This is a genomic window from Salmonella sp. SJTUF15570 (assembly GCF_043357055.1).
GTDB classification, from domain to species: domain Bacteria; phylum Pseudomonadota; class Gammaproteobacteria; order Enterobacterales; family Enterobacteriaceae; genus Salmonella; species Salmonella enterica.
On the sequence record NZ_JBEUKJ010000005.1, the window covers coordinates 40,539 to 65,785 of the forward strand.

A 25,247-nucleotide genomic window follows, 5' to 3' on the forward strand; every position below is an offset into this window, starting at 1 on the left:
TTTGGTCAAAATGTGCGCAGAAAAAGGTGATATACTGTGCACGTTTACACATAAGCGAGGATGATATGTCTACTGATTTAGACCCAACCCAACTGGCGATTGAATTTTTACGCCGTGATAAAACCGAACTTTCTCCCGCGCAGTATTTGAAGCGTTTAAAACAGCTGGAGTTAGAGTTTGCCGATCTCCTCACCCTCTCTGCAACCGAACTGAAAGAAGAGATCTATTTCGCCTGGCGGTTGGGCGTGCATTAATAAAGTCTGTGTAGGCCGGATAAGGCGTTAGCCGCCATCCGGCTATGTTACCAGGCAATCTCACCAGACCCTGTCCCCAGGTAATAGATAACCCCCTTGATTTTGTTTAAAAAAAATACAGATCGCCATTTGTGCTAAAAAGGCGCGCGCTCTTTATGAGATTATTCTTATGCCCCTTCAAGAGCTAAGCCATTAAGAGTGCCGGAGATAAGCGCCGGATGGGGCCGGAACCCTTAAGCCTGTATTGAACAGACTTAAGGGTTTTTCTTTTCCGGGCGCGTAAAAAACTAAGGTCTGTCAATAACCGCTGGCATGTCGTCAGCCGTATGATTATTCAAAATACGGTTAGCCAGCACACCTGACATCATCGATCCGTTAACGTTCAGTGCCGTGCGGGCCATATCAACGATAGGTTCGATGGCAATAAAAATACCGACCAGCGCAACGGGAAAATTCAACGTCGACAGGACAATCAGCGCCGCGAACGTACCACCGCCGCCGACGCCGGCTACGCCAATAGACCCTAGCGCAATGGCAGGCAACATCGCGGCCAGAAAATGCAGCGAGAGCGGATCAATGCCGATGGTGGGCGCAATCATCGCTACCATAATAGCCGGATAAATCCCGGCGCAGCCATTTTGCCCCATACTGGAGCCAAACGAGGCGGAAATATTGGCAATGGTGCTTTGTACGCCAAATTTTTCCTGGGCGGAAATGGCCAGCGGGATAGAGGCTGCGCTGCTGCGGGAAACAAACGCAAAGGTTAAGACGGGCCACACCATTCTGAAATAACGCGCTGGATTATTACCGCTGAGGATCAGCAAGATGGCATGCACGATAAACATCATGAAAATCGCGATATAACAGGCGCAGATAAAACCAAGTAAGCTGGCGAATTGTTCAAGGCGGTATGATGAAAATACGGTAGTCATTAATGCCATGACGCCATAGGGCGTTAATGCAATAACGATACGTACCATCTTCATGACCCAGATCTGAATAGCGTTAATGCCCGCGCTTAATTTCTGACCTTCTTCCGGCGCCTCTTTTTTGACCTTTAACAGGGCGATCCCCGCTATTAGCGTGAAGATAACGATGCCGATAACGGAAACACTTCTGGCCCCCGTAAGATCAAGAAAAATATTAGTCGGAATCAGCGATGTCACTAACTGGGGAATCGACACCGCGGCAGTCTTATTGACTTCTTCTGTAGTTAACATTGACGGCATGTGCACAAAAGCGCTGGCGTCAAGCCCCAGCACATGAGCGGTCAGTAATCCGATAAAACCGGCAACCATCACCAGGCATAACATGCATCCGACGATCGTCAGCGACATTTTTCCGATGCCGGCGCTATTTTCCAGTTTATTGATGGCGGAAAGAATAGAAATAAAAATTAGCGGTATAGCGACCAGTTTCAACAGATGGACGTAACCATTGCCGACGATGCTGTACCATTCGATAATAGTTTTAGTGTGATTTGCTGAAATAAAATGCAGGGATAAACCAATAACAGCCCCTAAAAAGATAGCGATAAAAACGCTTTTCGACAGGGAATCGCTTTTTTGATTAATTCTCAAGATGACCCACGAGAAAACCAAAAAAAGTGCGATATACGCGAGCGTAACAACCATATTTTAAGCCTCTTGCCTCATTCAGCACCTGAAATGCCGGAAAGAGTTTACATAAACCTATAGCTCAAACTGAGTTATAGAACCGCAGCGGATTATAAAGAGCGCAACGCCAGGTATCCATACAAAAAATGGGGTTCTGACCTCGCCGCCCGGCAATGTCGACAGCCTATTAATTAAATAGTCATTTTCTATACATCTTTTCGTTTTTGACCTGTCAGAACGGTTAATATCTTATAAATCATTACTTATCAAAAAGTTAAGTTGTTTTTTGTCTGTCGTATGACCTGGCGGACAGGGTCTATGCTTAATAAAAGGCGCTCAATATGACCATTTGTTGGAAAGCCCCTGCGGTTAAGGGGTTGAAGTGATAATCATTATCACTAACATGCTGTTATATCCTGGTGATTTAGAACGCGAGGTAACTCTATGGAATTGCATTCAGACACGTTTAACCCGGAGGACTTCCCCTGGCAAGGGCTGACGCTAACGCCAGCGGCGGCAGCGCACATACGTGAGCTGGCAGAAAAGCAGCCGGGCATGTTGGGCGTGCGGTTAAGCGTAAAACAGACGGGATGTGCCGGATTTGGCTATGTTCTGGATACCGTTCGGGAGCCGGATAAAGACGATCTGGTTTTTGAAGCCGAAGGCGCAAAGCTTTTCGCACCGTTACAGGCGATGCCTTTTATTGACGGAACAGAAGTGGATTACGTACAGGAAGGGCTGAACCAGTTATTTAAATTTCATAACCCCAAAGCCCAGAATGAATGCGGCTGCGGCGAAAGTTTTGGGGTATAGGCGGTACTATGTCTCGTAACACTGAAGCAACGGAAGAGGTCGGCATCTGGACAGGCGGACGCCTTAATTACAAAGAAGGATTTTTCACGCAACTACCCACTGATGAACTGGCAAAAGGCATCAGCGAAGAGGTGGTGCGCGCGATTTCCGCAAAGCGTAACGAACCTGAGTGGATGCTGGAATTTCGTCTCAATGCCTATAGAGCCTGGCTGGACATGGATGAACCGCACTGGCTGAAGGCGCACTACGATAAACTGAACTATCAGGACTACAGCTATTACTCTGCGCCATCATGCGGAAACTGCGACGATAGCTGCGTTTCCCAGCCGGGAGCCGTACAGCAAACGGGCGCGAATACCTTTTTGAGTAAAGAGGTTGAAGACGCCTTCGAGCAGCTTGGCGTTCCGGTTCGCGAAGGGAAAGAGGTCGCCGTCGATGCGATTTTTGACTCGGTCTCCGTAGCGACCACATACCGTGAAAAACTGGCGGAACAGGGCATTATTTTCTGTTCTTTTGGCGAAGCGATACACGATCACCCTGACCTGGTCAGGAAATATCTTGGCACCGTCGTGCCGGGGAACGATAACTTTTTTGCCGCGCTGAATGCGGCAGTCGCTTCCGATGGGACATTTATCTATGTTCCCAAAGGCGTGCGTTGCCCGATGGAGTTATCCACCTATTTTCGCATTAACGCCGAGAAAACCGGTCAGTTTGAGCGCACGATTCTGGTGGCGGATGAAGGCAGCTATGTGAGTTATATCGAAGGCTGCTCCGCGCCCGTACGCGACAGTTATCAGCTCCACGCCGCGGTAGTGGAAGTCATCATCCATAAAGATGCTGAAGTAAAATATTCCACCGTACAAAACTGGTTCCCGGGCGACAACAACACGGGCGGCATTCTGAACTTTGTGACCAAGCGGGCGTTGTGCGAAGGGGAAAACAGCAAGATGTCGTGGACCCAGTCGGAAACCGGTTCGGCGATTACCTGGAAATACCCGAGCTGTATCCTGCGCGGTGATAATTCTATCGGCGAGTTCTATTCCGTTGCGCTGACCAGTGGACATCAGCAGGCTGACACCGGCACCAAAATGATCCATATCGGTAAAAACACGCGCTCAACCATTATCTCAAAAGGCATTTCTGCCGGCCACAGCCAGAACAGCTACCGTGGGCTGGTAAAAATTATGCCGACGGCAACCAACGCCCGAAATTTCACCCAATGCGACTCCATGTTGATTGGCGCGGACTGCGGCGCGCATACGTTCCCGTATGTTGAATGCCGCAATAACAGCGCGCAGCTGGAGCACGAGGCGACAACATCACGCATCGGTGAAGATCAGCTTTTCTATTGTCTGCAACGCGGTATCAGCGAAGAAGACGCTATTTCGATGATCGTCAACGGTTTCTGCAAAGACGTTTTCTCGGAACTACCGCTGGAGTTCGCCGTTGAAGCGCAAAAACTGCTGGCGATTAGCCTTGAGCACAGCGTCGGTTAATGATGAAGGAAAAACCATGTTAAGCATTAAAGATTTACAGGTCAGTGTGGAAGAAAAAGCGATTTTGCGTGGCCTGAATCTGGAGATTCGCCCCGGCGAAGTTCATGCCATTATGGGGCCGAACGGTTCCGGGAAAAGCACGCTCTCCGCCACTCTGGCGGGACGTGAAGATTATGAGGTCACCGGCGGCTCGGTTACGTTCAAAGGTAAAGATCTGCTTGAACTGTCGCCGGAGGAACGGGCGGGCGAAGGGATTTTTATGGCCTTCCAGTACCCGGTAGAAATCCCCGGCGTCAGTAACCAGTTTTTCCTGCAAACCGCGCTGAATGCCGTGCGCGCCTACCGCGGGCAGGCGTCGTTGGATCGCTTTGATTTTCAGGATCTGATGGAAGAGAAGATCGCATTGCTGAAAATGCCGGAAGATTTGCTGACCCGTTCGGTAAACGTCGGTTTTTCCGGCGGGGAGAAAAAGCGCAATGATATTTTGCAAATGGCGGTGCTGGAGCCGGAACTGTGCATCCTTGATGAGTCGGACTCCGGACTGGATATCGATGCGTTGAAAATTGTGGCGGAAGGCGTCAACGCGTTACGCGACGATAAACGCGCTTTTATTATCGTGACCCACTATCAGCGCATACTGGACTACATCAAGCCTGATTACGTCCATGTCCTCTATCAGGGGCGAATTGTCCGTTCCGGCGATTTTACTCTGGTCAAACAACTGGAGGAGCAGGGTTATGGCTGGCTTACCGAACAGCAGTAAAGCGCTACAGCAATGGCAACATCTCTTTGAAGAAAAAGGAGAAAGTCGAACTGAGCAGGCAAGACAACATTTACAACAGATGTTACGTCTGGGATTGCCGACGCGTAAACATGAAGACTGGAAATACACGCCGCTGGAGGGCTTAACCCATAGCCAGTTTATCCAGCAGTGTGCGACTATCAGCGCCGCACAGCGTGATGCGTTGGCGCTGCAAATCGATGCCGTGCGGCTGGTGTTTGTCGATGGTCGGTTTATGCCAGAGCTCAGTGATAGCACGCAAAACAGCGGATTTGACGTAAGAGTCAGGGATGAGCGCCAGACGCTTGCCGCGCCGGTACATCCCGAGGTTTTTCTGCATCTGACGGAAAGCCTGGCACAATGTGTCACGTATATACAGGTACGGCGAAATCAGCGTCCGACCAGGCCGCTACTGTTAATGCATATCACGCAGGGCGTGGATGGCGACGAGCTGAACACCGCGCATTATCGCCACCATCTGGCGCTGGCGGAAGGCGCGGAAGCGACGGTTATTGAGCATTATGTCAGCCTTACAGCGGCAAAACATTTTACCGGCGCGCGTCTGACGATGAACGTTGCAGACAATGCGCAACTGCGTCATATCAAACTGGCGTTTGAAAATGCGTCCAGCTATCACTTTGCGCATAACGATCTTCTGCTGGCGACAGACGCCTCGGCGTTTAGCCACAGTTTTCTGCTGGGCGCCGCAGTACTACGTCACCACAGCAGCTCACAACTGAATGGTGAAAACGCGACGCTTCGACTGAATAGTCTGGCGATGCCGGTGAAAAATGAAGTTTGCGATACGCGGACATGGCTGGAACATAACAAAGGCTACTGTAACAGCCGCCAGTTGCACAAGACCATCGTCAGCGACAAAGGACGCGCGGTCTTTAATGGCCTGATTAACGTGGCGCAACACGCCATTAAAACCGACGGCCAGATGACCAATAATAACCTGTTGTTGGGGAAACTGGCTGAAGTCGATACCAAACCGCAATTAGAGATCTATGCCGATGACGTGAAGTGCAGCCACGGCGCGACGATCGGGCGTATTGACGATGAGCAGATGTTTTATCTGCAATCACGCGGCATCAGACAGCAGGAGGCGCGGCACATGATTCTTTACGCGTTTGCCGCAGAGTTAACGGAAGCTATCCATGATAGCGCCCTTAAACAGCAGGTGCTGGCGCGAATCGGCCAGCGACTGCCCGGAGGCCTGGTATGACATTTCCTGTAGAAAAAGTACGGGCGGATTTTCCCATACTGCAGCGTGAAGTTAACGGCCTGCCGCTGGCTTACCTGGACAGCGCAGCCAGCGCTCAAAAACCTAATCAGGTGATTGATGCTGAATCTGCCTTCTACCGTCACGGCTATGCTGCGGTACATCGGGGTATCCATACGTTAAGCGCGCAGGCGACCGAAAGCATGGAGAATGTGCGTAAGCAGGCGTCGCGGTTTATTAACGCCCGCTCCGCAGAAGAACTGGTGTTCGTGCGCGGTACGACGGAGGGCATTAACCTTGTCGCCAACAGTTGGGGAACGGAAAATATTCGCGCCGGGGATAACATTATTATCAGCGAGATGGAGCATCACGCCAACATCGTTCCCTGGCAGATGCTGTGCGAGCGCAAAGGCGCCGAACTGCGCGTGATCCCATTGCATCCTGACGGTACGCTGCGGCTGGAGACCTTAGCTGCGCTGTTCGATGACCGGACCCGACTGCTGGCCATTACCCATGTTTCCAATGTGCTGGGGACGGAAAACCCACTGCCGGACATGATTGCGCTGGCGCGCCAGCATGGGGCGAAAGTGCTGGTGGATGGCGCCCAGGCCGTGATGCACCATGCTGTTGACGTCCAGGCGCTGGACTGCGATTTTTACGTTTTCTCCGGCCATAAACTTTACGGGCCGACCGGCATCGGCATTCTGTATGTTAAAGAGGCGTTGCTGCAAGAAATGCCGCCGTGGGAAGGGGGCGGGTCGATGATCTCGACCGTCAGCCTGACACAGGGAACGACATGGGCGAAAGCGCCCTGGCGTTTTGAGGCGGGAACGCCGAATACTGGCGGCATCATCGGTCTCGGCGCGGCGATTGACTATGTGACGTCGCTGGGACTGGATAAGATTGGCGATTATGAGCAGATGCTGATGCGCTATGCGCTGGAGCAACTGGCGCAGGTGCCTGATATCACGCTGTATGGTCCGGCGCAGCGGTTGGGCGTCATCGCGTTTAATCTGGGTAAACACCATGCTTACGACGTCGGCAGCTTTCTTGATAATTACGGTATCGCGGTACGAACGGGACATCACTGCGCAATGCCGCTCATGGCCTGGTATGGCGTGCCGGCAATGTGCCGGGCTTCGCTGGCGATGTATAACACCCATGAAGAAGTGGACCGACTGGTGGCAGGATTAACGCGTATCCACCGCTTGTTGGGATAACAGTGAGGTTTTATGGCTGCGTTACCGGATAAAGAAAAATTGCTGCGTAACTTTACGCGTTGCGCTAATTGGGAAGAGAAATATTTATATATTATTGAGTTGGGGCAGCGCCTGGCGGAGTTAAATCCGCAGGATCGCAATCCGCAAAATACGATTCATGGCTGTCAGAGCCAGGTGTGGATCGTGATGCGGCGAAACGCCAACGGCATTATCGAATTGCAGGGCGACAGCGACGCGGCGATCGTTAAAGGCCTTATGGCGGTGGTATTTATTTTGTACCACCAGATGACGGCGCAGGATATTGTACATTTTGATGTCCGGCCATGGTTCGAAAAAATGGCGCTTACGCAGCACCTCACGCCTTCTCGTTCTCAGGGGCTGGAAGCAATGATTCGCGCAATTCGCGCTAAGGCCGCCACTCTTAGCTAAACTGTACAGACAGCGTTCTACCTGATGTCAAATCCTTTGTCGGACGGCGACGTCGCTTTATCCAGAGTGGACAGAGCGTATATTTTGTTGTTCTGATAAGCGAAGCGCTACCAGTCGTCGCAGAGGGCATCACCAGGAATACAGGAGGTTTGGTATGAAACGTGCGTCTTTCATTACGCTAACTATTATCGGCGCGTATAGCGCGTTACAGGCAGCCTGGGCGGTTGATTATCCATTACCGCCCGAAGGCAGCCGTCTTATTGGTCAGAATCAAACCTATACCGTACAGGAAGGTGATAAAAACCTGCAGGCTATCGCCCGGCGTTTTGATACGGCGGCGATGCTCATTCTTGAAGCGAACAATACGATTGCGCCGGTGCCTAAGCCCGGTACGCTAATTACCATTCCCTCGCAGATGCTATTGCCGGATGCGCCCAGGGAAGGCGTTATCGTCAACCTCGCGGAGCTACGGTTGTATTATTACCCGCCGGGAGAAAACCGCGTTCAGGTGTATCCCATCGGCATCGGTTTGCAGGGACTGGAAACTCCCGTCATGGACACCCGGATAGGGCAAAAGATCCCCAACCCGACGTGGACGCCGACGGCGGGCATACGCCAACGTTCGCTTGAGCGGGGGATCACGCTGCCACCGGTGATCCCTGCCGGGCCAAATAACCCGCTGGGACGCTATGCGCTGCGTCTGGCGCACGGTAATGGGGAATATCTCATTCATGGCACCAGCGCGCCGGATAGCGTGGGTCTGCGCGTGAGTTCCGGTTGCATTCGCATGAACGCGCCGGACATCAAGGCGTTATTTGCGCAGGTCAGAACGGGGACGCCGGTAAAAGTGATTAACCAGCCGGTGAAATTCTCTGTCGAGCCGAATGGCATTCGTTATGTAGAGGTACACAGGCCGCTATCGCCGGAAGAAGAGCAAAACGTGCAGACAATGCCCTATGTGTTGCCTGCGGAATTTACCGCGTTCAGAAACGCACAAGGGGTGGATAGTCGCCTGGTCGATAAGGCGCTATACCGGCGAGCCGGGTATCCAGTCAGCGTGAGCGCCGGGCAGACGCCAGCGGTAAATACGACCGCAGTCGAATCCGCTCAGAACGGTTTTGTCGGGGAAGAGGGGCAAACGCGCGTCACGCAGTAGCCTTCGCGCAAACGACGGACAAAAAAATGGCGCACGATGTGCGCCATTTTATATCGTGCGTCAAATTACTAACGGACGTGGGATACTACTTTGTTGTCCAGACGCTGGTTTGCGCGAGCTGCGTCGTCTTTAGCAGCCTGAACGTCGGAACGCATTGCATTTACGTCATTACTCAGTTGCTCAACTTTAGCGCTCAGCGTCTGTACATCGGAAGACAACTGATCGATTTTAGCGTTGCTGGAACAACCTGCCAGTAACGTGGAACCCAGAACTACTGCACCTAAGATCAGTTTGTTAGTGCGGTTCATAACAATAACCTTGTATTTTGTGTGGTTATATAGGTAAAAAAAATGGCGCACGATGTGCGCCATTTTTATTACGCAGGTACTATTACTTACGGTATTTAGTAGCCTGGTTGTCCAGACGCTGGTTAGCGCGAGCTGCGTCGTCTTTAGCAGCCTGAACGTCGGAACGCATTGCGTTCACGTCGTTGCTCAGCTGGTCAACTTTAGCGTTCAGAGTCTGAACGTCAGAAGACAGCTGATCGATTTTAGCGTTGCTGGAGCAACCAGCCAGCAGAGTAGAACCCAGGATTACCGCGCCCAGTACCAGTTTAGTACGATTCATTATTAATACCCTCTAGATTGAGTTAATCTCCATGTAGCGTTACAAGTATTACACAAACTTTTTTATGTTGAGAATATTTTTTTGATGGGAATGCACTTATTTTTGATCGTTCGCTCAAAGAAGCATCGAAATGCATGAAAGTCCCTAAAAAACCGAAAGAAAACAGGGGGCTTCCATCGGATTCTTCTTAGATAATCCGCAATTAGATAGTAAAATCCGATTTGATTTTTTTATTAATAGTGGCTATCGATTAAATAAAAAAAGCGCCGGAAGGGCGCTTTTTTAAACAAATTAATTCACACAACAATTATTACAGTACGTGAACAGAGGCGGTGTTAGTGGTGCCGCTTGGAACCAGCGCGCCGGAGACCATCACTACGACGTCGCCTTTCTGGGCGAGGCCGCTTTGCAGGGCGACATCTTTGCCCAGACGGTAGAAATCATCAGTAGAATTGATTTCTTTCACCAGCTGCGATACCACGCCTTTGCTCAGTACTAACTGACGGGCGGTCACTTCATTGGTGGTCAATGCCAGGATGGTGGCGTCCGGGAAGTATTTGCGCACGGCGCGAGCGGATTTACCGCCCTGGGTCGCTACCACGATCAGCGGCGCTTCCAGTTTTTCGGCGGTTTCTACCGCGCCGCGGCATACTGCTTCCGTAATGCGCAGTTTACGGCTGTCGTTGTTGTAGTCCAGACGGCTGTTCATGACGCGGTCGGTACGTTCGCAGATGGTCGCCATGATAGAAACGGCTTCCAGCGGGTATTTCCCTTTTGCGGATTCGCCGGACAGCATAACCGCATCCGTACCGTCGAGGATGGCGTTCGCAACGTCGCCTGCTTCTGCACGGGTCGGACGCGGATTTTTGATCATAGAATCCAGCATCTGAGTCGCGGTGATCACGACTTTACGTGCGCGGATACATTTTTCGATCATCATTTTCTGCGCAAAAATCACTTCTTCAACCGGGATTTCTACGCCCAGGTCGCCACGCGCAACCATGATGCCGTCGGAAGCTTCGAGAATTTCATCGAAGTTGTTCAGGCCTTCCTGGTTTTCGATCTTAGAGATAATCTGGATGTTTTCGCCGCCGTGGGCTTTCAGATGCTCGCGAATTTCGACAACGTCAGAACGTTTACGGATAAAGGATGCCGCAACAAAGTCAACGCCCTGTTCGCAACCGAAGATCAGATCCTGTTTGTCTTTTTCAGCCAGCGCCGGCAGAGCAATAGAAACGCCCGGCAGGTTAACGCCTTTGTTCTCGCCCAGATCGCCGTTGTTCAGCACCTTACAAATGACTTTATTGCCTTCGATGGCGGTCACTTCCATACCGATCAGACCATCGTCAACCAGGACGGTGTTGCCAACGCTCAGGTCGCTGGTGAAGCCTTCATAGGTGACGGCAACGATTTCATTATTACCGACCACGGATTTGTCGGTGGTAAAAGTGAAGGTTTGGCCCGCTTTCAGCGAAACGTCGTTACCGCCTTCCAGTTTAATGGTGCGGATTTCTGGTCCTTTAGTATCAAGCAGAATAGCGGCTTTTTTACCAGTTTTGCTCATCACGTTGCGCAAGTTCTGGATACGCTGACCGTGTTCTGCATAATCGCCATGAGAGAAGTTCAGACGCATCACGTTCATGCCCGCGTCCAGCATTTTGCTTAACATCTCTTCGGATTCGGTTTTCGGACCGATAGTACAAACAATTTTCGTCTTTTTCATGACAGTCTTAGTCTTTAAGTTGAGGAGGATATGGAAATCTGGCTTCGGGCGCGCACGGCCCGGAAGCTAAGCCTGTGTTGCTAAAGTGATGATGCCTCGCTCTAAGGATAGGTGACATCGAAAGAGCGTGCAGAGGAATGTGTGCTCGCGTTTCAGCCCAACGGGAAGGGGATAATTTTAGTCGTTGAGTTTTACAGTCCAATGCGCTGAAACCATTCAAGAGACAATTGGCGCGCATTATACGCTGAAATTTACAAAAAAGGAAAATGAAAACCCTGTTTCAAAAGACATCTGTGCAGATCCACAACGGTTTGTTATTACGCTGTTTACGATGTCGCTGGCGATAACGCCGCCCGAACAGGGGCGGCGTTGCGCAACAGTGGGTGTTGTTGCGCATAATGTCAATCGAGCAACTTTTTGCCTTCCAGGTCGATGGCGATGTTTTGGTTGTGTGCTTTTCGATAGCACAGAATCGCTATCCCGATCGCCGCCCAGCTAATTCCGAGTATCAGAGCGTGAATGTTCATGTTTAAACAGACGTAGCCGATGACGATCATCCCCATGATCGGCGAAATGACATGGGCGAAAATGCGCCGCTGGGCTTTCATCCGGAAATTGAACAGGATAAACACACACAGGTTCACGACAAAAAAAGCGAAAAGCGCGCCAAAGTTCACCAGCGTGGAGATAGATTCAATCTTGCCGGAAAACAGGTAGCTGAGCAGCAGGGTGACGCCGCCGGTAAACAGAATGGCATAATCCGGCGTTTTACGCGTGGTATGGACGTGAGCGAGGAAGGCGGGCAACATTCGGTCGCGCCCCATTGAAAATAGCACTCTGGACACCGCCGTTTGCGCGGTAATAATGTTGCCGACGGCGCACACAAACGCCACAATGATGGAAAATGCCACTTTGAGCCAGATACCGCCAACGTTGCCGGCAATGGTGAAAAATGCTTCATTCGTCGCATTGCCTTCCGCGAAGCGGTCGACATTACCGGTGGCGAACGCCGCAAACGCCACAACGATAATAAACAGTACCGTCGCCAAAACTAACGCCAACAGCGTTGCTTTACTGACGGCGCGTCCCCCGCCTTCGCTTTCTTCACTTAATGTACTGATAGCGTCAAAGCCGAGAAAGTTCAGCGCAGCCACCGAAATCGCCGTCGCGATGAGCCCTGGGGTGAACCACTGTGAATCGAAAAAAGGCCGGAAGGAAAGCGTTATCTGACTACTGTCCAGCAGCATCAGACGGACAATGAGTAGCACGAAAATCGCCAGAATACCGAGTTGAATAAAGACCAGTAACTTATCGAATTTCGCCGTTTGCTGTATCCCGAGATAGTTGACTCCGGTGCCAATAGCCACATAAATCAACGGCCAGACCCAGACCGGGATTTGCGGTAAAATAGCGTGGACCGCGACGCCGCCCAGCACTGCCACGAGCGTAGGGAACAAAAGATAATCCAGCAGTAATATCCATCCGGTCAGAAACCCTACGGCGGGATTAATGCATACGCCAGCATACGCATAGGCCGAACCCGACGAGGAGATATGCTGCGATAAGGTAGAGTAGCTGTACGCGGTAAAAAACATCGCGATCGCGCCAATAATATAAACCAGCGCAACCATACCGTGCGAAAGATTATAAACGACGCCATAAAGAGAGACTGGCGCGATAGGCACCATAAACACCAGACCATAAAGCACTAAATCGGTAAGAGACAATTTTTTGACTTTTTTCATGATAAATACCTTAATGGCTTTTTATGCCAGATCGCGTAAAAACGCGCTTACCGCTGCGAGGCAGGGCGCGATATTTTCTTCATGCGGGTTATGGCTGCTGCCGGGAATAGTGACCGCGCGGCAGTCTGAAATGTGAGAGAGCAGCGGAGAGACGACGCGCTCGGTTGCCTGATCGTTTTCGCCGCGCAGTACCAGAACAGGACAGCGTATCTGGCACAAATGGGGCGTAATATCCCAGTCGGCAAGTTTGCCATTTGCCGCCAGTTCATTGGTTCCCCATAAAATGTGATAACCCGTAGGGTCGGCGGCGAACTGCGCATTAGATCGCTGAACATGAACGGCTTCTTCCGCGAGGGTATAAACGTGCCTGGCATAATAAGCGACCAGCTGTTCCGGTGGGTTTTGATAAATGACGGCGGGCATAATGACGTTTTTGATATCGTCATCGGACATTGGCGTCAGAGCGTTAAAGAGCCGTATGGCTTCCTGTTGCCACAGGGCGATACTGGCCGGCGAACTGGCCAGTATCGTCCCGCGAAGCCCGGCAGGCTGTAAGCAGGCGTGCTCTGCGGCAAGCATTCCGCCCCAGGAATGTCCCAGTATCGAATACCCGTGTCCAATACCCAGGTGATGAATTAATTGGGTTAATTGACGGAGATAACGCGCAATAGTCCAGAAAGACGCGTCAGCATGAGGAAAATGCGTTGAACGACCGCAGCCATATTGATCGTAAAATATTACCATGCGCCCGTCATCAGCCAGACGGCGATAATTTAATAAATAATCAAAGCCGCCAGAAGGGCCGCCATGAAGGATAATGAGCGGCGTGAGTAATGATTTTCTGTCTCCATAAATCCGATAGCTTGTCAATATGTTTTCAGAAAACATTTCGCCATAGAGATAAGTATCATTCATATTCTTAATGACTCAGTGTGTGGCAGGGCAGGCGAAATTTATATTCGCCTGGGTAATATTATTTTTTTATTGTGTGTAAAACATTACACCAGAAGGTGGCGTACTGTTCCCATTGCAGAAACTGCGGGCTTCCCCAGTGCGGTGAACAATCACTGGCAAAGCAACATACTTTCCCTTTATGGTAAGTACCCATAACTAACAGTGGATCGCCATTAATTTCAGCAAGGACCTGACTATTTTCTTTGGCGATAAGCTTGTTATAGCCCAACAGCGGCGGCCATTCGCTAAATGGCTGGGTAATAATATGCTCTACCGCAGTATTTACTGCTTTACATCCTTGCGGTAGTTCTACGCGGTCATCTACATCCAGCATATCAACCGGCAATACTTCCGCCAGAACCGTATTTTTATAATTGGCTTTTGCTTCTATTCCCGTAAAGGATAAATACCCGCCGATCATTAACAGACCGCCGCCCTCAGCAACATAATCGGCGATAAGTTGTAATGCATCAGGAATAATGTCCATATTATAAAACGTTCTGTTTTGTAGCAGGAACGTATTGCTACCGATATCACTGATGACGATCGCATCATAGCAGGCTAATGCTTCGGCGGTTTGTGGAAAACGAGTTTGCACAATATGGGCAGGCATGTAGTCCACATCGATATTACCCTGGCGTAAGCAGGATAATAAATAGTCTGCACCTTCTTCATATTTGCTCGATGTAAAGCTATCAAAACCTTTAGAGTGAATCATATGAATGTGCCAGGATTCGCCAATAAATAAAATTTTCATTATGTCACCTGTTAATTAATGTGAATGACTTTATTAGATTGGGTACGCATTCGATGTAAAACCTGCAAGTGCTGAGGCATACTCGACGCACCGACTTGTTCCACCGCCAGAGAAGCGAAAGCGGAGGCATATTGAATGGCTGCGACCATATCTGCTTGTCGCGCCAGCGCGGCGGCTAAGGCGCCATTAAAAGCGTCACCGGCCCCGGCGGCATCTTTTACCACGGCGCTCCACGCAGGAATATACAACGTGCGGGCGTGCTCACAGAGCAGAGAACCACGGGCGCCAAGGGTAATAATGACTTTTTTCACCCCGGATTGCAGAATAATATTTCCGGCTTTTTTCGCATCATTAATATCAGTAATGGTTACGCCGGATAAAAAAGAGGCTTCAGTTTCATTCGGCGTGATGATGTCAATATCAGATAATAAATGCGTCACCTGTTTCGTATAGGGGGCAGGATTCAGCATGATCATTTTATTTTCTTGTTTGCCCAGGCGAATAAATTCAGTCAACGCTTCAATGTTCGTTTCGAGCTGCATTAACATAACGTCAGACTCGGCGATATAACGGTGTTGCTCGTTAATCTCTTGTGTGGTGAGCATCATATTGGCGCCAGGGTAGATGGCGATAATATTATCGCCATCTACGGCGGAGACATAGATCAATGCGCTACCGGTGGGTGCTTTATCTGTTTGATACGCGCTGTATGAGGTGATGCCTGATTGAATAATATGATTCATAGCAAATGCGCTGAACTGATCTTTGCCCACTTTAAAAATAAAATGTGCCGCAGCGCCAGCGTTGTTTGCCGCTAAAGCCTGGTTGGCTCCTTTACCGCCAGGATAGAATCCAAATTGACTGGCCAGAATGGATTCTCCGCTTTGTGGAAACCACGGCACGGTTGCTGAAACATCAATATTGAATGAGCCTAAAACACACACCTTGCCTGCTTTTTTTGTGTTTTCCCGGCGCAGTTTTGCATCCTGATGGATTGGCGTGGCGATAGTGCTGGAAATATCAATCTTATTTTCAGTGATAAGCTTACTCAGCGCGTCACGGTTTAAAATTCCTCCGCCATAGCAACGCTGAAGCATACCTGATTTCTGGAAATAGCGTAGATCGGAACGAATAGTCTCCTGGCTAACCTTATAAAGGTCTGAAAGTTTACTGACGCTAACACTATTATCCTTTATCAGTAAATTGATGATGGCATGACGTCTTTCTTCTTTAAACATATTGCCTCCGGGTAGTGAGTTGAATTGTATTTATGGCAATGTTGTCATGCGGTGAATTCAATCACAGATTATGCGGTCAACCGGAAGTAACCCCAAATGAATGTCAATAATCAGAAGCGCAGCCAATGTGTTAAATATTAATTGCTTACAGAAGGGGAAAATAGTTTTGTGAGTGTTGTCATATATTTTCTATGTAATATGACAGGGTGAACGTAAAATAGTTGGGCTTGCACGATTCAGTGAGTATATGCAGCCGGACAGCGTTCGCTTATCAGTCGCTACCCTCGACGAAATAAGACGATATCGCTCTCCGGCCCTGGGGTTATATACGCTCGATTTTTGCCGGCAGCCCCTGACGTACCGCCGCGCCAGAAACCCAGTCGAGCCAGGTGTTGGTAATGGTTCTTGTCGGATCGGCAAAGCCCAGATCGTTAAGATTTATGCCTGCCCTGATTTGTGGATCATACGGCATAGGCACGCCATCCAGAGAGTGCTGCGTTGCGCCCATCTCGCGGTGGCCATATCCGTGTTCGATGGCGATGACGCCTGGCATCACGCCATTTAACAAACTGATTTGCGCCACGACCTGACCGCCCGGCGTAATGATCCGTACCCGATCGCCATGTTGCAGTCCATAACGCTCGCCGTCTTGCGGATTCAGCGCCACCAGGTTTGCTGGCTTCACATGGTGTAAGCGCGGGATGACGGCTGTTGAGCTGGACATGGTATTTGATTTAAATGAAATCAGTTTCAGCGGCCATTGCCCAATGGGAAACTGGTCGTCAATCGCACGACCATCTGACAAACGCGCCGGATACCAGACCGGGCAACCGCTGAAGCGCTCCCCGGTGATGGCGTGACGGTGGGCGGCGACATCTGCATTCCAGATCTGTAAGGGTTTTTTCCACGCGTTACCTAACCGTTGCTCCGTATAGCCGCTATCCTCGGGCGCAAACCGGCCGCCACGCGAGTAGATAAACGCCACGCGACCGACCTCATCAGCTTTAAGCGTGTGCTGAATTGCTGGCAGAATGCGGCTGACGCCGGTAAGCGAAATATCTTCCTGATTTGCCAGCGCGACCGGCGTCTTGCCCATAAAGGCGATATTAGCGGCTACGCGCAGATAGAAATCTTCCGCCCGGTTCAGTGGAAAAGTATTGCCCTGCGGATCGGTTATCGCCCGGTCGCCGAAGCCGGGCAGACGGAGCCGTTTTGCTACCGCAATACAAAATGCTTCCATTGAGACAGGTTGCCCGTCCACCGTTCGGCGAGTGGCGGGGGCGACAACCGGCCAGCGGGCGGTAGTGGCTTTACTGGCTACGCCGCCCCAGGGCGCCGTAAAGCCCCAGCTCTCAAAATTGTGCGTATCCGGCACAATGTAATCCGCCAGCGCCGTCGTTTCATTCATAAAGGCGTCAATCGCGATAAAGAGCGGCAGTCGGCGAGGGTCTTTTAGCTTTTCTTCCGCCACGGCGCGTAGACCGGGAACACCGTAAAACGGGTTGCTCATATTGGAAATCCAGGCTTTAAGCGGATAAGGATAGCCTTCGAGCGCGGAGGTCAACAGTTCGGTAAGCTGGCCTGCCACAAAGGGATACCACGGCGCTTTGGCTGGATAAGGGGATTGCCCGCCGGCAATTTTGTCGCGGTATTCTTCCGATGCTTCATAAGCGGTTTTGCTACGGGCAATACTTAACCCGGACGGTTTCACTTTTCCGGCAAAACTGTTCATGTTGTAGCGGGGGCCGTCGCTAACGCCGTTGAATTTGCCGCCGCCGACAAAGACGCCGCCGGACAAGCTGAGGTTGCCGATCAGCGCGTTAAGCATCATGACCGACCAGGCGTTATAAAACCCATTGCCGGCCATCATGCCGCCGTGACTGATGACCGCGGCTTTACGTCCGTGACTGGTAAAGGTTTCCGCCAGCGCGATAATTTGCGCTTCCGGTACGCCGCACTGTTCGCTGTATTGCGCCAACGAGAGCTTTTCTGCCGCCTCTTTCAGGCGTTGCAACCCGCTCTTCACCGTGACCCGTTGGCCGTCGGCGAGCGTAACGTACTGCGTCACGAAAAGCCGTGCCTGTCGGCAAGTGGACGCATCGACCAACTCGCCGTCGGTATTCAGCACGACGGGGGTCTCTTCGCCATCGGGCGTAAGATGGCGCAGCGTCAGGTGTTGTCCGGCAAGCGTCGGCAGTTCATCCGCAATGACCAGGTGCGTGGCGTTGGTCCAACTTTGCTCGCCGGCCTGCTGCATCGCCTGTACGCCGGGAATCGCCAGATAATCAGCATTATAACGTTGATTATCCATGATCCAGCGGATCATCCCCATTGCCAGCGCCGAATCGCTGCCGGGCATGACCGGTTGCCAGCGACCGCGAGGATCGGCGAGCACCGTTGATAAGGGGAGGGCGGGGGCGACCACGACGTATTGAAAATTCTCACGCAGTCGGGCGCTCGCCAACTGACGTGCCTGGCGTTTAAACGGATTGCCGGACTGTGCCGGGGAGGTGCCCATAAAGAGCGCAAACTCCACGTTTTCCCAGTCGGGTTTGACATGCGGGTTTTTATCCAGATCGCCCATCAATGCCCCGGAGCCGGCCCGGTAAGCCAGTCCACAGTAGGCGCCATGCGCGCCGAAATTCTTGCTGCCGAAGCTATTTAGCGCAAAACGACGCAGAAACGCATCGCGGCCTTCGTCGCTGGTATTCGTGACCAGTAACTGATTGGTTTTGGGCCCGAAACTGGGGTGCTTTGCGTCAATTGGCGTATCCGGCGCATGAATAGCGCGCAGTCCGTCCACATGACCTTCGCCAAACAGATCGCCGCCTTCCACGACTTCTTCAATAAGTTGCTCAAAGCTGATGCGCTGCCATTTCCCTTCGCCGCGTTTACCCACGCGTTTCATCGGTTCAAGCAGTCGTAGCGGACTGTACAGGCTTTCCAGCAGCGTGGCGCCGCGCGCGCAGGCGGTTGAGCGGGCGTCAAGACCGCTTTCTCCCGCCAGTTGCTCCATGGCTTCGCTAAAAGGGACGGACGAGTCAATCGGGTGTTCCTGCGACAAGGGGTGATAGGGATTGCCGGCGATGCGTATCACTTTGCCATCGGCATTAACCCGGGCGCGGATACCGCACTGTGTCCAACAGCCGAAGCATTGCGTCATGGCGATGGTTTGTTGTGGATTTTGCTGCCAGTGTGTTTGCGCCTGCGCCTCCGGAATTAACGCGTTGCCAAAGATGCGGTCGCGCGTTACCTTGCCGGACGTCCCGTTTAACAGGCCATCAATTGCGCGTTTCGCCACATCACGGTAGCTCAGACCAAAAGTGACCATCCCACCGACGGCGAGACCGACTTTTAGCCACTGACGACGGGTTAAATTAGCCATGTTGTAATCTCCTGGTGAGTCCGTTCAGCGTTTCACGAATAATAATCAGTAGCGCTATCCACAGGCCGAAGGTGCCGAGAATAGCCAGCCAGCCATCCGTTCCGCCTGGTAACGAGTAAGGGTTAAATTGCGCGTTGAACTTGGGGACGGTTTGTACCTGAATCAACAATGTCCAGCGCATCAGCCAACATAGCGCCAGCGCGCTCAGAACCAGCAGGACGCGTCTTAGCTGCGATAACGGATGGCGTAGCGCCAGGCTACAGAACAGCAGTGTGAATACCCACAGCGCCACCCAGCCGACAGCGTAATATTTGGCTGACAGGGCGACGGTAATCCACTGACGGATTGCCGTGCCGGAAAGCGTATCGCCGCTAACCCACATAGCCACCACCAGTCCCAGCGCCGCCAGCGTCCAGAGTTGTCCCCACAATATTTTTGGCAGCCTTACCGAGTCGCGTCGGGCGGCGACAATCATCAGCGCGAAGAACGCCTGTAAGGCGCTAAGAAACATCGCCACGGGGAAGGCGTAGCTAAACCAGATTGGGCGCGCCAGCACAATGGAGACTTCGCGGCCGGTATAAATCAACAGGCCCACCGCGCAAAGCGCGCTGGCTAACGCCAACCATTTAGTGACGTTGTAACTTTTATTGAGTAATCGTTTTATTTGCTGCGCCAGGAACCACAGAGCGAGAAATCCGGTAAACAGCGGCAGGAACAACGCTCCCCAGGGCATCCACGACCAGGGCGTCGGCCAGGCATAGAAATGCCAGACGCGGGCGGTCTGGTGCAGATCCGCCGTCAACGCCAGCGGTGCGGTAATCGCACAGGTAATGGCAATCAGTAATGCCCGATTTTCTTCTGTTGCGGCGTCTTTTTTCCGCCAGTGAAGATAACAGGCAAACAGTGCGGCGCAGGCGGCAATGCCAATAAAAAAGAAATATTGTACCGCCCACGGCAGCCAGCTAATGTCCTGCGGGTGAGCCAGCACTTCTTCAATGATGAGTGAATGCGTCATTCAGACCTCCTGCCAAAGCGCGGGCTGCGCACGGCCCATTAATGGGGTGACAAAGGCGTCGTCCAGACCCAGGTAGAAAACATGGGGCGACGTGCCGTTTTCCGGCTTTAATACCTTGATAGCGTCGCGATGTTGATGAAGCAGGGTGGAGATGCGGCTATGGGGATCTTTGATATCGCCAATAATACGCGCGCCGCCGACGCAGGACTCTACGCAAGCGGGTAACAGCCCGGCTTCCAGACGATGGACGCAAAACGTGCATTTATCGGCAGTTTGCGTTTCATGATTGATAAATCGGGCGTCGTAAGGACACGCCTGGACACAATAGGCGCAGCCGACGCAGCGTTTGTTATCCACCACCACAATGCCATCTTCCCGCTGAAAGGTGGCTTGTACCGGGCAGACCGGCACACAGGGGGGGTTATCGCAATGGTTGCACAGACGCGGCAATAGCACATTCGTGACTTCCTGACTACCTTCACGCTGGACCTGGTATTGGTTCACCGTCGTACGAAACGCGCCCTGCGGCGTTTGGTTTTCAATAGTGCAACTTACGGTACAGGACTGACAGCCGATACAACGCCGCAGGTCGATAAGCATGGCGTAACGGTGTCGGGGAGAGCCTTCATGCCGCTCCGGCGAAAAAGGAAATTTCGCTTCAGCCAGCGGAACCAGCGAGGCGCCAGCGGTCAGGACGCCGAGCTGCTGGAGAAATTGCCGTTTACTGCTGTCCATATTGACTCCCGTCCACATTGCCAACAATGAAACATTTGTCACGATGTTGGTTCATGTGTAATGAATAAAAAATGTCGATGATTTACAGTGTAAAAATCGAGGCGGGGTGCGCTCTATTGTGGTTAACCACATACCCGGCTTGTTGTTGATCTAAAACAACATAATTGACAGGGATATTGGGGTGAGAGGTAAAACCGTAAGGCGCCTGGCGGTGTTGGCGGCAGTAGGGCTACTTTGTCATGGCGCGTGGGCAGGGACGTGGAATATCGGTATTTTGGCCATGCGCGGCGAGGCGTCTACGCGTAGCCACTGGCAACCGTTGGCAAAGACATTAAGCCAACAGCTTCCAGGCGAAACCTTTCACATCCAGCCGCTGGATCTGCATCAAATGCAGGAGGCCGTTAACCAGGGAACCGTGCAGTTTGTGATAACCAACCCGGCGCAATTTGTCCAACTGAACAGCCATGCGCCGCTCCGCTGGTTAGCTTCCCTGCGCTCCACGCGCGATGGGAAAGCGGTGAGTAATGTTATTGGCAGCGTGATTTTGACCCGGCGCGATAGCGGCATCACCACGGCGCATGATCTCATCGGTAAGACAGTCGGCGCGATTGATGCTCAGGCGTTTGGCGGCTATTTATTAGGCTATAAAGCGCTCAGCGACGCGGGCTTACGCCCGGAGCGCGATTTTCATCTTCGTTTTACCGGATTTCCTGGCGATGCCTTAATCTATATGCTGCGCGAAAAAGCGGTGCAGGCGGCAATTGTGCCAGTGTGCCTGTTAGAAAATATGGATCAGGAAGGATTGATTAATAAAAAGGACTTTATCGCGCTGCTTGCCCGACCGACGCCCCTGCCTTGCTTAACCAGTACGCCGTTATATCCTGACTGGTCGTTCGCGGCGCTACCTGCGGTAAGCGATGCGCTGGCGGATCGCGTAACGCGAGCGCTATTCAACGCGCCCGCCGCCGCGTCATTTCACTGGGGCGCGCCAGCGTCGACCAGTCAGGTAGAAGCGTTGCTGCGTGATGTTCGTCAGCACCCTCAGCAGCGTCGACTGTGGCTGGATGTCAAAAGTTGGTTAATCCAGCACCAGCTAATGGTCGGCGGCGTGATTCTGGCGTTCCTGTTGCTCACGCTCAATTATATTTGGGTCATGCTGCTGGTGCGTCGACGTGGAAAGCAACTGGAACGTAATAGCGTAGTTCTTCATCAGCATGAGCGGGCGCTGGAAACCGCCCGGCAAATGAGCGTGTTGGGTGAAATGACCTCCGGGTTTGCCCATGAGCTTAATCAGCCGCTTTCCGCGATTCGACATTATGCCCAGGGGTGCCTGATTCGACTGCGCGCTGCAGATGAACAGCATCCCTTGCTGCCGGCGCTGGAGCAGATTGACCAGCAGGCGCAACGCGGTGCGGATACTCTGCGTAACCTGCGTCACTGGGTTAGCCAGGCGCAGGGCAACCCGGTGCTAACCGAAGCGTGGAAGGCCATAGCCATTCGCGAGGCGATTGATCATGTCTGGCAATTGTTGCGTATGGCGCAACAGTTTCCGACAGTGACTCTGCATACCGAGGTTAGCGCTGCGCTGCGCGTAACGCTGCCGTCAATGCTGCTGGAACAGGTGCTGGCGAATATCATTCTTAATGCGGCTCAGGCGGGCGCCACCCATTTATGGGTCGTTGCTGAACGCACTGAAAACGGCATCAGTATTGTTTTACAGGATAACGCCGGGGGAATCGATGAGGCACTATTACGTCAGGCGTTTCAGCCGTTTATGACCACCCGTAAAGAGGGGATGGGCTTAGGGCTGGCGATTTGCCAGCGGCTGGTGCGGTATGGGCGGGGCGATATCAGCATCAGGAACCAGACCGCGCCGGACGGTCTGTCGGGAACGGTGGTCACGATACATTTCTTACATGAACATGGGGGCAGGGATGGCGACAATTCATCTACTGGATGATGATACGGCGGTCACTAACGCGTGCGCGTTTTTACTGGAAAGTCTGGGATATGACGTAAAATGCTGGACGCAGGGGGCGGATTTTTTGGCGCAGGCCAGTCTGTATCAGGCCGGAGTCGTATTACTGGATATGCGAATGCCGGTACTGGATGGGCAGGGCGTTCATGATGCGTTGCGCCAGTGCGGAAGTACCCTGGCGGTTGTTTTTCTTACCGGGCATGGCGATGTACCGATGGCCGTGGAGCAGATGAAACGCGGCGCCGTCGATTTTCTGCAAAAACCGGTATCGGTAAAACCGCTACAGGCGGCGCTGGAGCGTGCGCTGACGGTTTCATCGGCAGCGGTGGCGCGCCGTGAGATTATACTGTGTTACCAGCAGTTGACGCCGAAAGAGCGTGAGCTGGCCAGCCTGGTGGCAAAAGGATTTATGAACCGTGAAATTGCGGAAGCGATGAATATCGCGGTGCGCACCGTAGAGGTGCACCGCGCCAGAGTCATGGAAAAAATGCAGGCCGGTAGCCTGGCGGAACTGATTAGGCGTTTCGAAAAAATGGCCTCGCCAGAGACCAGAATACGAACAACGTATGAGCCATGAATAATAAACTGCGTTATTTCTTTGATTTGCATCAAATTTTGTTTAATTGAGAAGACTGTTATATTCTGTTGGTTTGAGCTGGCGACGAGTAAAACGTATGACAAAACCGACAAAAGATGACGAACTGTACCGCGAGATGTGCCGGGTGGTGGGCAAGGTCGTGCTGGAAATGCGCGATCTGGGGCAGGAGCCTAAATATATTGTTATTGCGGGCGTGTTAAGAACCGCGCTGGCGAATCAACGCATCCAACGTAGCGCGTTAGAAAAACAGGCTATGGAAACCGTGATTAACGCTCTGGCGCGGTCATAGCCGCTATCAGGGTGGCAATAACGACATCGCCTTTGAATTGTCGCGATTGTCACCATGGCGGGCGGGTTGCCCGCCGTTAGCGATGCGCAGGGTTATCAGGTGATGGCTAAGCGCAGCCCTAATGTATCAGGGTACGGCTCAAAATAATTCTGGCTGCGTAGATAGTCATCGGGATGTTCCGCCAGATAGTGCTTCAGCAGCGTTAACGGTGCCAGGATAGGTAGTCGGCCCGCCCGGTAGCCGAGAATCACCTCGCGTAATTCCGCGCGTTGCCTGCTGTTCAACGCGCGGTGAAAATAGCCCTGGATATGCATCAGCACATTGGTGTGATTTTTACGTGAAGCGGGGTGTCGCAGGATAGCCATCAGTTTTTCTCTGTATCGGACAAAGAAGGCATCCAGATCGTCCCACTCATGCAGACGCGCGACGAAAGGGCCAATTTCGCGGTAGCCGGCCTGGTGGTGGGCGAGAAGCTGAAGTTTGTATCGGCTATGAAACGCGAGCAAACTGTGACGACTCAAGCCCTGCGCGCGTAGCGCATTTAATTCATGTAGCGCGAAGATACGTGCGATGAAATTCTCGCGTAGTACCGGATCGTGCAGGCGACCATCTTCCTCTATCGGCAGCCAGGGATATTTGTCCATCATCGCGGCGGTAAACAGCCCCGTGCCAGCTTTGCGGCCCCTGTTACCCTTTTCATCATACAGGCGAACGCGCTCCATTCCGCAACTGGGCGATTTTGCACACACAATAAACCCCGCCAGTTCGCCTATTGTTGGCAGAAACCGATCGGCAAAGGCATTCATTCGCTCGGTGACGTCATCGTGCGGGGCATGGCTATAGCGCATCCGAATGTCGCCACAGGTCGTCTGGATAAGACGCAGCGCAGGGCGAGGAACGGGCAGGCCGATCGCCACCTCCGGGCAGATCGGTTTGTAGTCCACCCACGGCGCCAGAGAGTTCATGACAAAATCCATACGCTTATGTCCGCCATCAAAGCGTACCGCGGCGCCAGTCAGACATCCGCTAATGCCGACTACGGGTTTGTTATTCATGATTCCCCCTTATTGAAAGTACGACGACTGACGCCAATGGCGCAAAATGTTATCTCACGCTGATTTAAAACTTACACAACTTTGTTTTTTTGTCTAAGTTTTCGCGGAGATTTTTTTGACGTAGTTAAATATCAATAAGATAGAATGAGGGGAAGAAA

Annotated in this window: 23 protein-coding genes; 11 read left to right on the forward strand and 12 right to left on the reverse strand. The window is 52.1% G+C overall.

Features of this window, described 5'->3' with window-relative positions; genetic code table 11:
* Window positions 1-65: 65 nt before the first annotated feature.
* Complete coding sequence (locus tag ABVN44_RS11175; RefSeq protein WP_001537749.1) at window positions 66-254, forward strand: YdiH family protein; 189 nt, start codon at window positions 66-68, stop codon at window positions 252-254.
* A gap of 287 nt (window positions 255-541) precedes the next feature.
* On the opposite strand, the gene ABVN44_RS11180 is transcribed toward ABVN44_RS11175, so the two are convergent.
* Window positions 542-1,888, reverse strand: coding sequence for an L-cystine transporter (locus ABVN44_RS11180; RefSeq protein WP_048348856.1), 1,347 nt, complete (start codon window positions 1,886-1,888; stop codon window positions 542-544).
* A 426-nt stretch (window positions 1,889-2,314) separates the two neighbouring features.
* Between ABVN44_RS11180 and sufA the strand changes: the two genes are divergently transcribed.
* The 7 genes from sufA (at window position 2,315) to ABVN44_RS11215 (ending at window position 8,990) form a co-directional block, all read left to right on the forward strand.
* On the forward strand, window positions 2,315-2,683 hold the full coding sequence (gene sufA, locus ABVN44_RS11185) for a Fe-S cluster assembly scaffold SufA (RefSeq protein WP_000418970.1): 369 nt from the start codon (window positions 2,315-2,317) through the stop codon (window positions 2,681-2,683).
* 8 nt (window positions 2,684-2,691) lie between these two features.
* Entirely contained in the window at window positions 2,692-4,179 is a 1,488-nt protein-coding gene (sufB, locus tag ABVN44_RS11190) for a Fe-S cluster assembly protein SufB (protein WP_000089383.1), read from the forward strand.
* 16 nt (window positions 4,180-4,195) lie between these two features.
* Window positions 4,196-4,942 carry a Fe-S cluster assembly ATPase SufC gene (gene sufC / locus ABVN44_RS11195; protein WP_000948902.1) on the forward strand — a complete coding sequence of 249 codons (747 nt, stop codon included), beginning with the start codon at window positions 4,196-4,198 and terminating at the stop codon, window positions 4,940-4,942.
* Complete coding sequence (gene sufD / locus ABVN44_RS11200; protein WP_023232086.1) at window positions 4,917-6,188, forward strand: Fe-S cluster assembly protein SufD; 1,272 nt, start codon at window positions 4,917-4,919, stop codon at window positions 6,186-6,188. Before sufC ends, sufD begins: the two co-directional genes overlap by 26 nt.
* Complete coding sequence (gene sufS / locus ABVN44_RS11205; protein ID WP_000143859.1) at window positions 6,185-7,405, forward strand: cysteine desulfurase SufS; 1,221 nt, start codon at window positions 6,185-6,187, stop codon at window positions 7,403-7,405. The genes sufD and sufS overlap by 4 nt, the downstream gene beginning before the upstream one ends.
* 12 nt (window positions 7,406-7,417) lie before the next feature.
* On the forward strand, window positions 7,418-7,834 hold the full coding sequence (gene sufE, locus ABVN44_RS11210) for a cysteine desulfuration protein SufE (protein ID WP_000729470.1): 417 nt from the start codon (window positions 7,418-7,420) through the stop codon (window positions 7,832-7,834).
* Window positions 7,835-7,988: 154 nt separating this feature from the next.
* Window positions 7,989-8,990 (forward strand): L,D-transpeptidase family protein, encoded by a 1,002-nt coding sequence (locus ABVN44_RS11215; protein WP_000817060.1) that lies wholly within the window; start codon window positions 7,989-7,991, stop codon window positions 8,988-8,990.
* A gap of 68 nt (window positions 8,991-9,058) precedes the next feature.
* Here the strand turns inward: ABVN44_RS11215 and ABVN44_RS11220 are convergent, their stop codons facing one another.
* The 10 genes from ABVN44_RS11220 to ttrB form a co-directional block, all read right to left on the reverse strand.
* On the reverse strand, window positions 9,059-9,298 hold the full coding sequence (locus ABVN44_RS11220) for a major outer membrane lipoprotein (protein ID WP_039590634.1): 240 nt from the start codon (window positions 9,296-9,298) through the stop codon (window positions 9,059-9,061).
* 82 nt (window positions 9,299-9,380) lie between these two features.
* Window positions 9,381-9,617 carry a murein lipoprotein Lpp gene (lpp, locus tag ABVN44_RS11225; RefSeq protein WP_001082307.1) on the reverse strand — a complete coding sequence of 79 codons (237 nt, stop codon included), beginning with the start codon at window positions 9,615-9,617 and terminating at the stop codon, window positions 9,381-9,383.
* A gap of 310 nt (window positions 9,618-9,927) precedes the next feature.
* Window positions 9,928-11,340: a pyruvate kinase PykF gene (gene pykF / locus ABVN44_RS11230; protein WP_000751447.1), complete on the reverse strand. Its 1,413-nt coding sequence runs from the start codon at window positions 11,338-11,340 to the stop codon at window positions 9,928-9,930.
* A gap of 401 nt (window positions 11,341-11,741) precedes the next feature.
* A complete protein-coding gene (locus tag ABVN44_RS11235; RefSeq protein ID WP_000756089.1) occupies window positions 11,742-13,085 on the reverse strand; it encodes an APC family permease in 1,344 nt (447 codons plus the stop codon).
* Window positions 13,086-13,106: 21 nt separating this feature from the next.
* Window positions 13,107-14,000: a proline iminopeptidase-family hydrolase gene (locus tag ABVN44_RS11240; RefSeq protein WP_001000508.1), complete on the reverse strand. Its 894-nt coding sequence runs from the start codon at window positions 13,998-14,000 to the stop codon at window positions 13,107-13,109.
* Between the two features lie 58 nt (window positions 14,001-14,058).
* Window positions 14,059-14,796 (reverse strand): glutamine amidotransferase, encoded by a 738-nt coding sequence (locus ABVN44_RS11245; RefSeq protein ID WP_023232085.1) that lies wholly within the window; start codon window positions 14,794-14,796, stop codon window positions 14,059-14,061.
* An 11-nt stretch (window positions 14,797-14,807) separates the two neighbouring features.
* A complete protein-coding gene (locus ABVN44_RS11250) occupies window positions 14,808-16,034 on the reverse strand; it encodes a PfkB family carbohydrate kinase (protein ID WP_000471822.1) in 1,227 nt (408 codons plus the stop codon).
* Window positions 16,035-16,356: 322 nt separating this feature from the next.
* Window positions 16,357-19,419: a tetrathionate reductase subunit TtrA gene (gene ttrA, locus ABVN44_RS11255; protein WP_048348855.1), complete on the reverse strand. Its 3,063-nt coding sequence runs from the start codon at window positions 19,417-19,419 to the stop codon at window positions 16,357-16,359.
* Complete coding sequence (gene ttrC / locus ABVN44_RS11260) at window positions 19,412-20,434, reverse strand: tetrathionate reductase subunit TtrC (RefSeq protein WP_000149774.1); 1,023 nt, start codon at window positions 20,432-20,434, stop codon at window positions 19,412-19,414. The genes ttrA and ttrC overlap by 8 nt, the downstream gene beginning before the upstream one ends.
* Window positions 20,435-21,169, reverse strand: coding sequence for a tetrathionate reductase subunit TtrB (ttrB, locus tag ABVN44_RS11265; RefSeq protein WP_023206656.1), 735 nt, complete (start codon window positions 21,167-21,169; stop codon window positions 20,435-20,437). It abuts the gene before it with no gap.
* 181 nt (window positions 21,170-21,350) lie between these two features.
* Between ttrB and ttrS the strand changes: the two genes are divergently transcribed.
* The 3 genes from ttrS to fumD all read left to right on the forward strand — a co-directional run bounded on the left by ttrS (window position 21,351) and on the right by fumD (window position 24,034).
* Complete coding sequence (ttrS, locus tag ABVN44_RS11270) at window positions 21,351-23,129, forward strand: tetrathionate respiration histidine kinase TtrS (protein WP_077248401.1); 1,779 nt, start codon at window positions 21,351-21,353, stop codon at window positions 23,127-23,129.
* The gene (ttrR, locus tag ABVN44_RS11275) at window positions 23,104-23,724 is read left to right on the forward strand and encodes a tetrathionate respiration response regulator TtrR (protein WP_000190927.1); all 621 of its coding nucleotides are present in this window, start codon (window positions 23,104-23,106) and stop codon (window positions 23,722-23,724) included. The genes ttrS and ttrR overlap by 26 nt, the downstream gene beginning before the upstream one ends.
* A gap of 97 nt (window positions 23,725-23,821) precedes the next feature.
* A complete protein-coding gene (fumD, locus tag ABVN44_RS11280) occupies window positions 23,822-24,034 on the forward strand; it encodes a fumarate hydratase FumD (protein WP_000165779.1) in 213 nt (70 codons plus the stop codon).
* Between the two features lie 95 nt (window positions 24,035-24,129).
* Here fumD and mlrB read toward each other — a convergent pair whose 3' ends face one another.
* The gene (gene mlrB, locus ABVN44_RS11285) at window positions 24,130-25,089 is read right to left on the reverse strand and encodes a transcriptional regulator MlrB (RefSeq protein ID WP_001060723.1); all 960 of its coding nucleotides are present in this window, start codon (window positions 25,087-25,089) and stop codon (window positions 24,130-24,132) included.
* Between the last annotated feature and the right edge of the window lie 158 nt (window positions 25,090-25,247).

What these genes read in the sequence shown, in the direction of transcription:
- ABVN44_RS11240 (WP_001000508.1), bottom strand. Translation starts at nt 14,000, where the DNA reads ATGAATGATACTTATCTCTATGGCGAAATGTTTTCTGAAAACATATTG.
- ttrC (WP_000149774.1), bottom strand. Translation starts at nt 20,434, where the DNA reads ATGACGCATTCACTCATCATTGAAGAAGTGCTGGCTCACCCGCAGGAC.
- sufA (WP_000418970.1), top strand. Translation starts at nt 2,315, where the DNA reads ATGGAATTGCATTCAGACACGTTTAACCCGGAGGACTTCCCCTGGCAA.
- sufD (WP_023232086.1), top strand. Translation starts at nt 4,917, where the DNA reads ATGGCTGGCTTACCGAACAGCAGTAAAGCGCTACAGCAATGGCAACAT.
- ttrB (WP_023206656.1), bottom strand. Translation starts at nt 21,169, where the DNA reads ATGGACAGCAGTAAACGGCAATTTCTCCAGCAGCTCGGCGTCCTGACC.
- fumD (WP_000165779.1), top strand. Translation starts at nt 23,822, where the DNA reads ATGACAAAACCGACAAAAGATGACGAACTGTACCGCGAGATGTGCCGG.
- ABVN44_RS11180 (WP_048348856.1), bottom strand. Translation starts at nt 1,888, where the DNA reads ATGGTTGTTACGCTCGCGTATATCGCACTTTTTTTGGTTTTCTCGTGG.
- sufC (WP_000948902.1), top strand. Translation starts at nt 4,196, where the DNA reads ATGTTAAGCATTAAAGATTTACAGGTCAGTGTGGAAGAAAAAGCGATT.
- ttrR (WP_000190927.1), top strand. Translation starts at nt 23,104, where the DNA reads ATGGCGACAATTCATCTACTGGATGATGATACGGCGGTCACTAACGCG.
- ABVN44_RS11235 (WP_000756089.1), bottom strand. Translation starts at nt 13,085, where the DNA reads ATGAAAAAAGTCAAAAAATTGTCTCTTACCGATTTAGTGCTTTATGGT.
- sufB (WP_000089383.1), top strand. Translation starts at nt 2,692, where the DNA reads ATGTCTCGTAACACTGAAGCAACGGAAGAGGTCGGCATCTGGACAGGC.
- ttrA (WP_048348855.1), bottom strand. Translation starts at nt 19,419, where the DNA reads ATGGCTAATTTAACCCGTCGTCAGTGGCTAAAAGTCGGTCTCGCCGTC.
- sufS (WP_000143859.1), top strand. Translation starts at nt 6,185, where the DNA reads ATGACATTTCCTGTAGAAAAAGTACGGGCGGATTTTCCCATACTGCAG.
- mlrB (WP_001060723.1), bottom strand. Translation starts at nt 25,089, where the DNA reads ATGAATAACAAACCCGTAGTCGGCATTAGCGGATGTCTGACTGGCGCC.
- sufE (WP_000729470.1), top strand. Translation starts at nt 7,418, where the DNA reads ATGGCTGCGTTACCGGATAAAGAAAAATTGCTGCGTAACTTTACGCGT.
- ABVN44_RS11250 (WP_000471822.1), bottom strand. Translation starts at nt 16,034, where the DNA reads ATGTTTAAAGAAGAAAGACGTCATGCCATCATCAATTTACTGATAAAG.
- pykF (WP_000751447.1), bottom strand. Translation starts at nt 11,340, where the DNA reads ATGAAAAAGACGAAAATTGTTTGTACTATCGGTCCGAAAACCGAATCC.
- ABVN44_RS11175 (WP_001537749.1), top strand. Translation starts at nt 66, where the DNA reads ATGTCTACTGATTTAGACCCAACCCAACTGGCGATTGAATTTTTACGC.
- ABVN44_RS11215 (WP_000817060.1), top strand. Translation starts at nt 7,989, where the DNA reads ATGAAACGTGCGTCTTTCATTACGCTAACTATTATCGGCGCGTATAGC.
- ABVN44_RS11220 (WP_039590634.1), bottom strand. Translation starts at nt 9,298, where the DNA reads ATGAACCGCACTAACAAACTGATCTTAGGTGCAGTAGTTCTGGGTTCC.
- ABVN44_RS11245 (WP_023232085.1), bottom strand. Translation starts at nt 14,796, where the DNA reads ATGAAAATTTTATTTATTGGCGAATCCTGGCACATTCATATGATTCAC.
- lpp (WP_001082307.1), bottom strand. Translation starts at nt 9,617, where the DNA reads ATGAATCGTACTAAACTGGTACTGGGCGCGGTAATCCTGGGTTCTACT.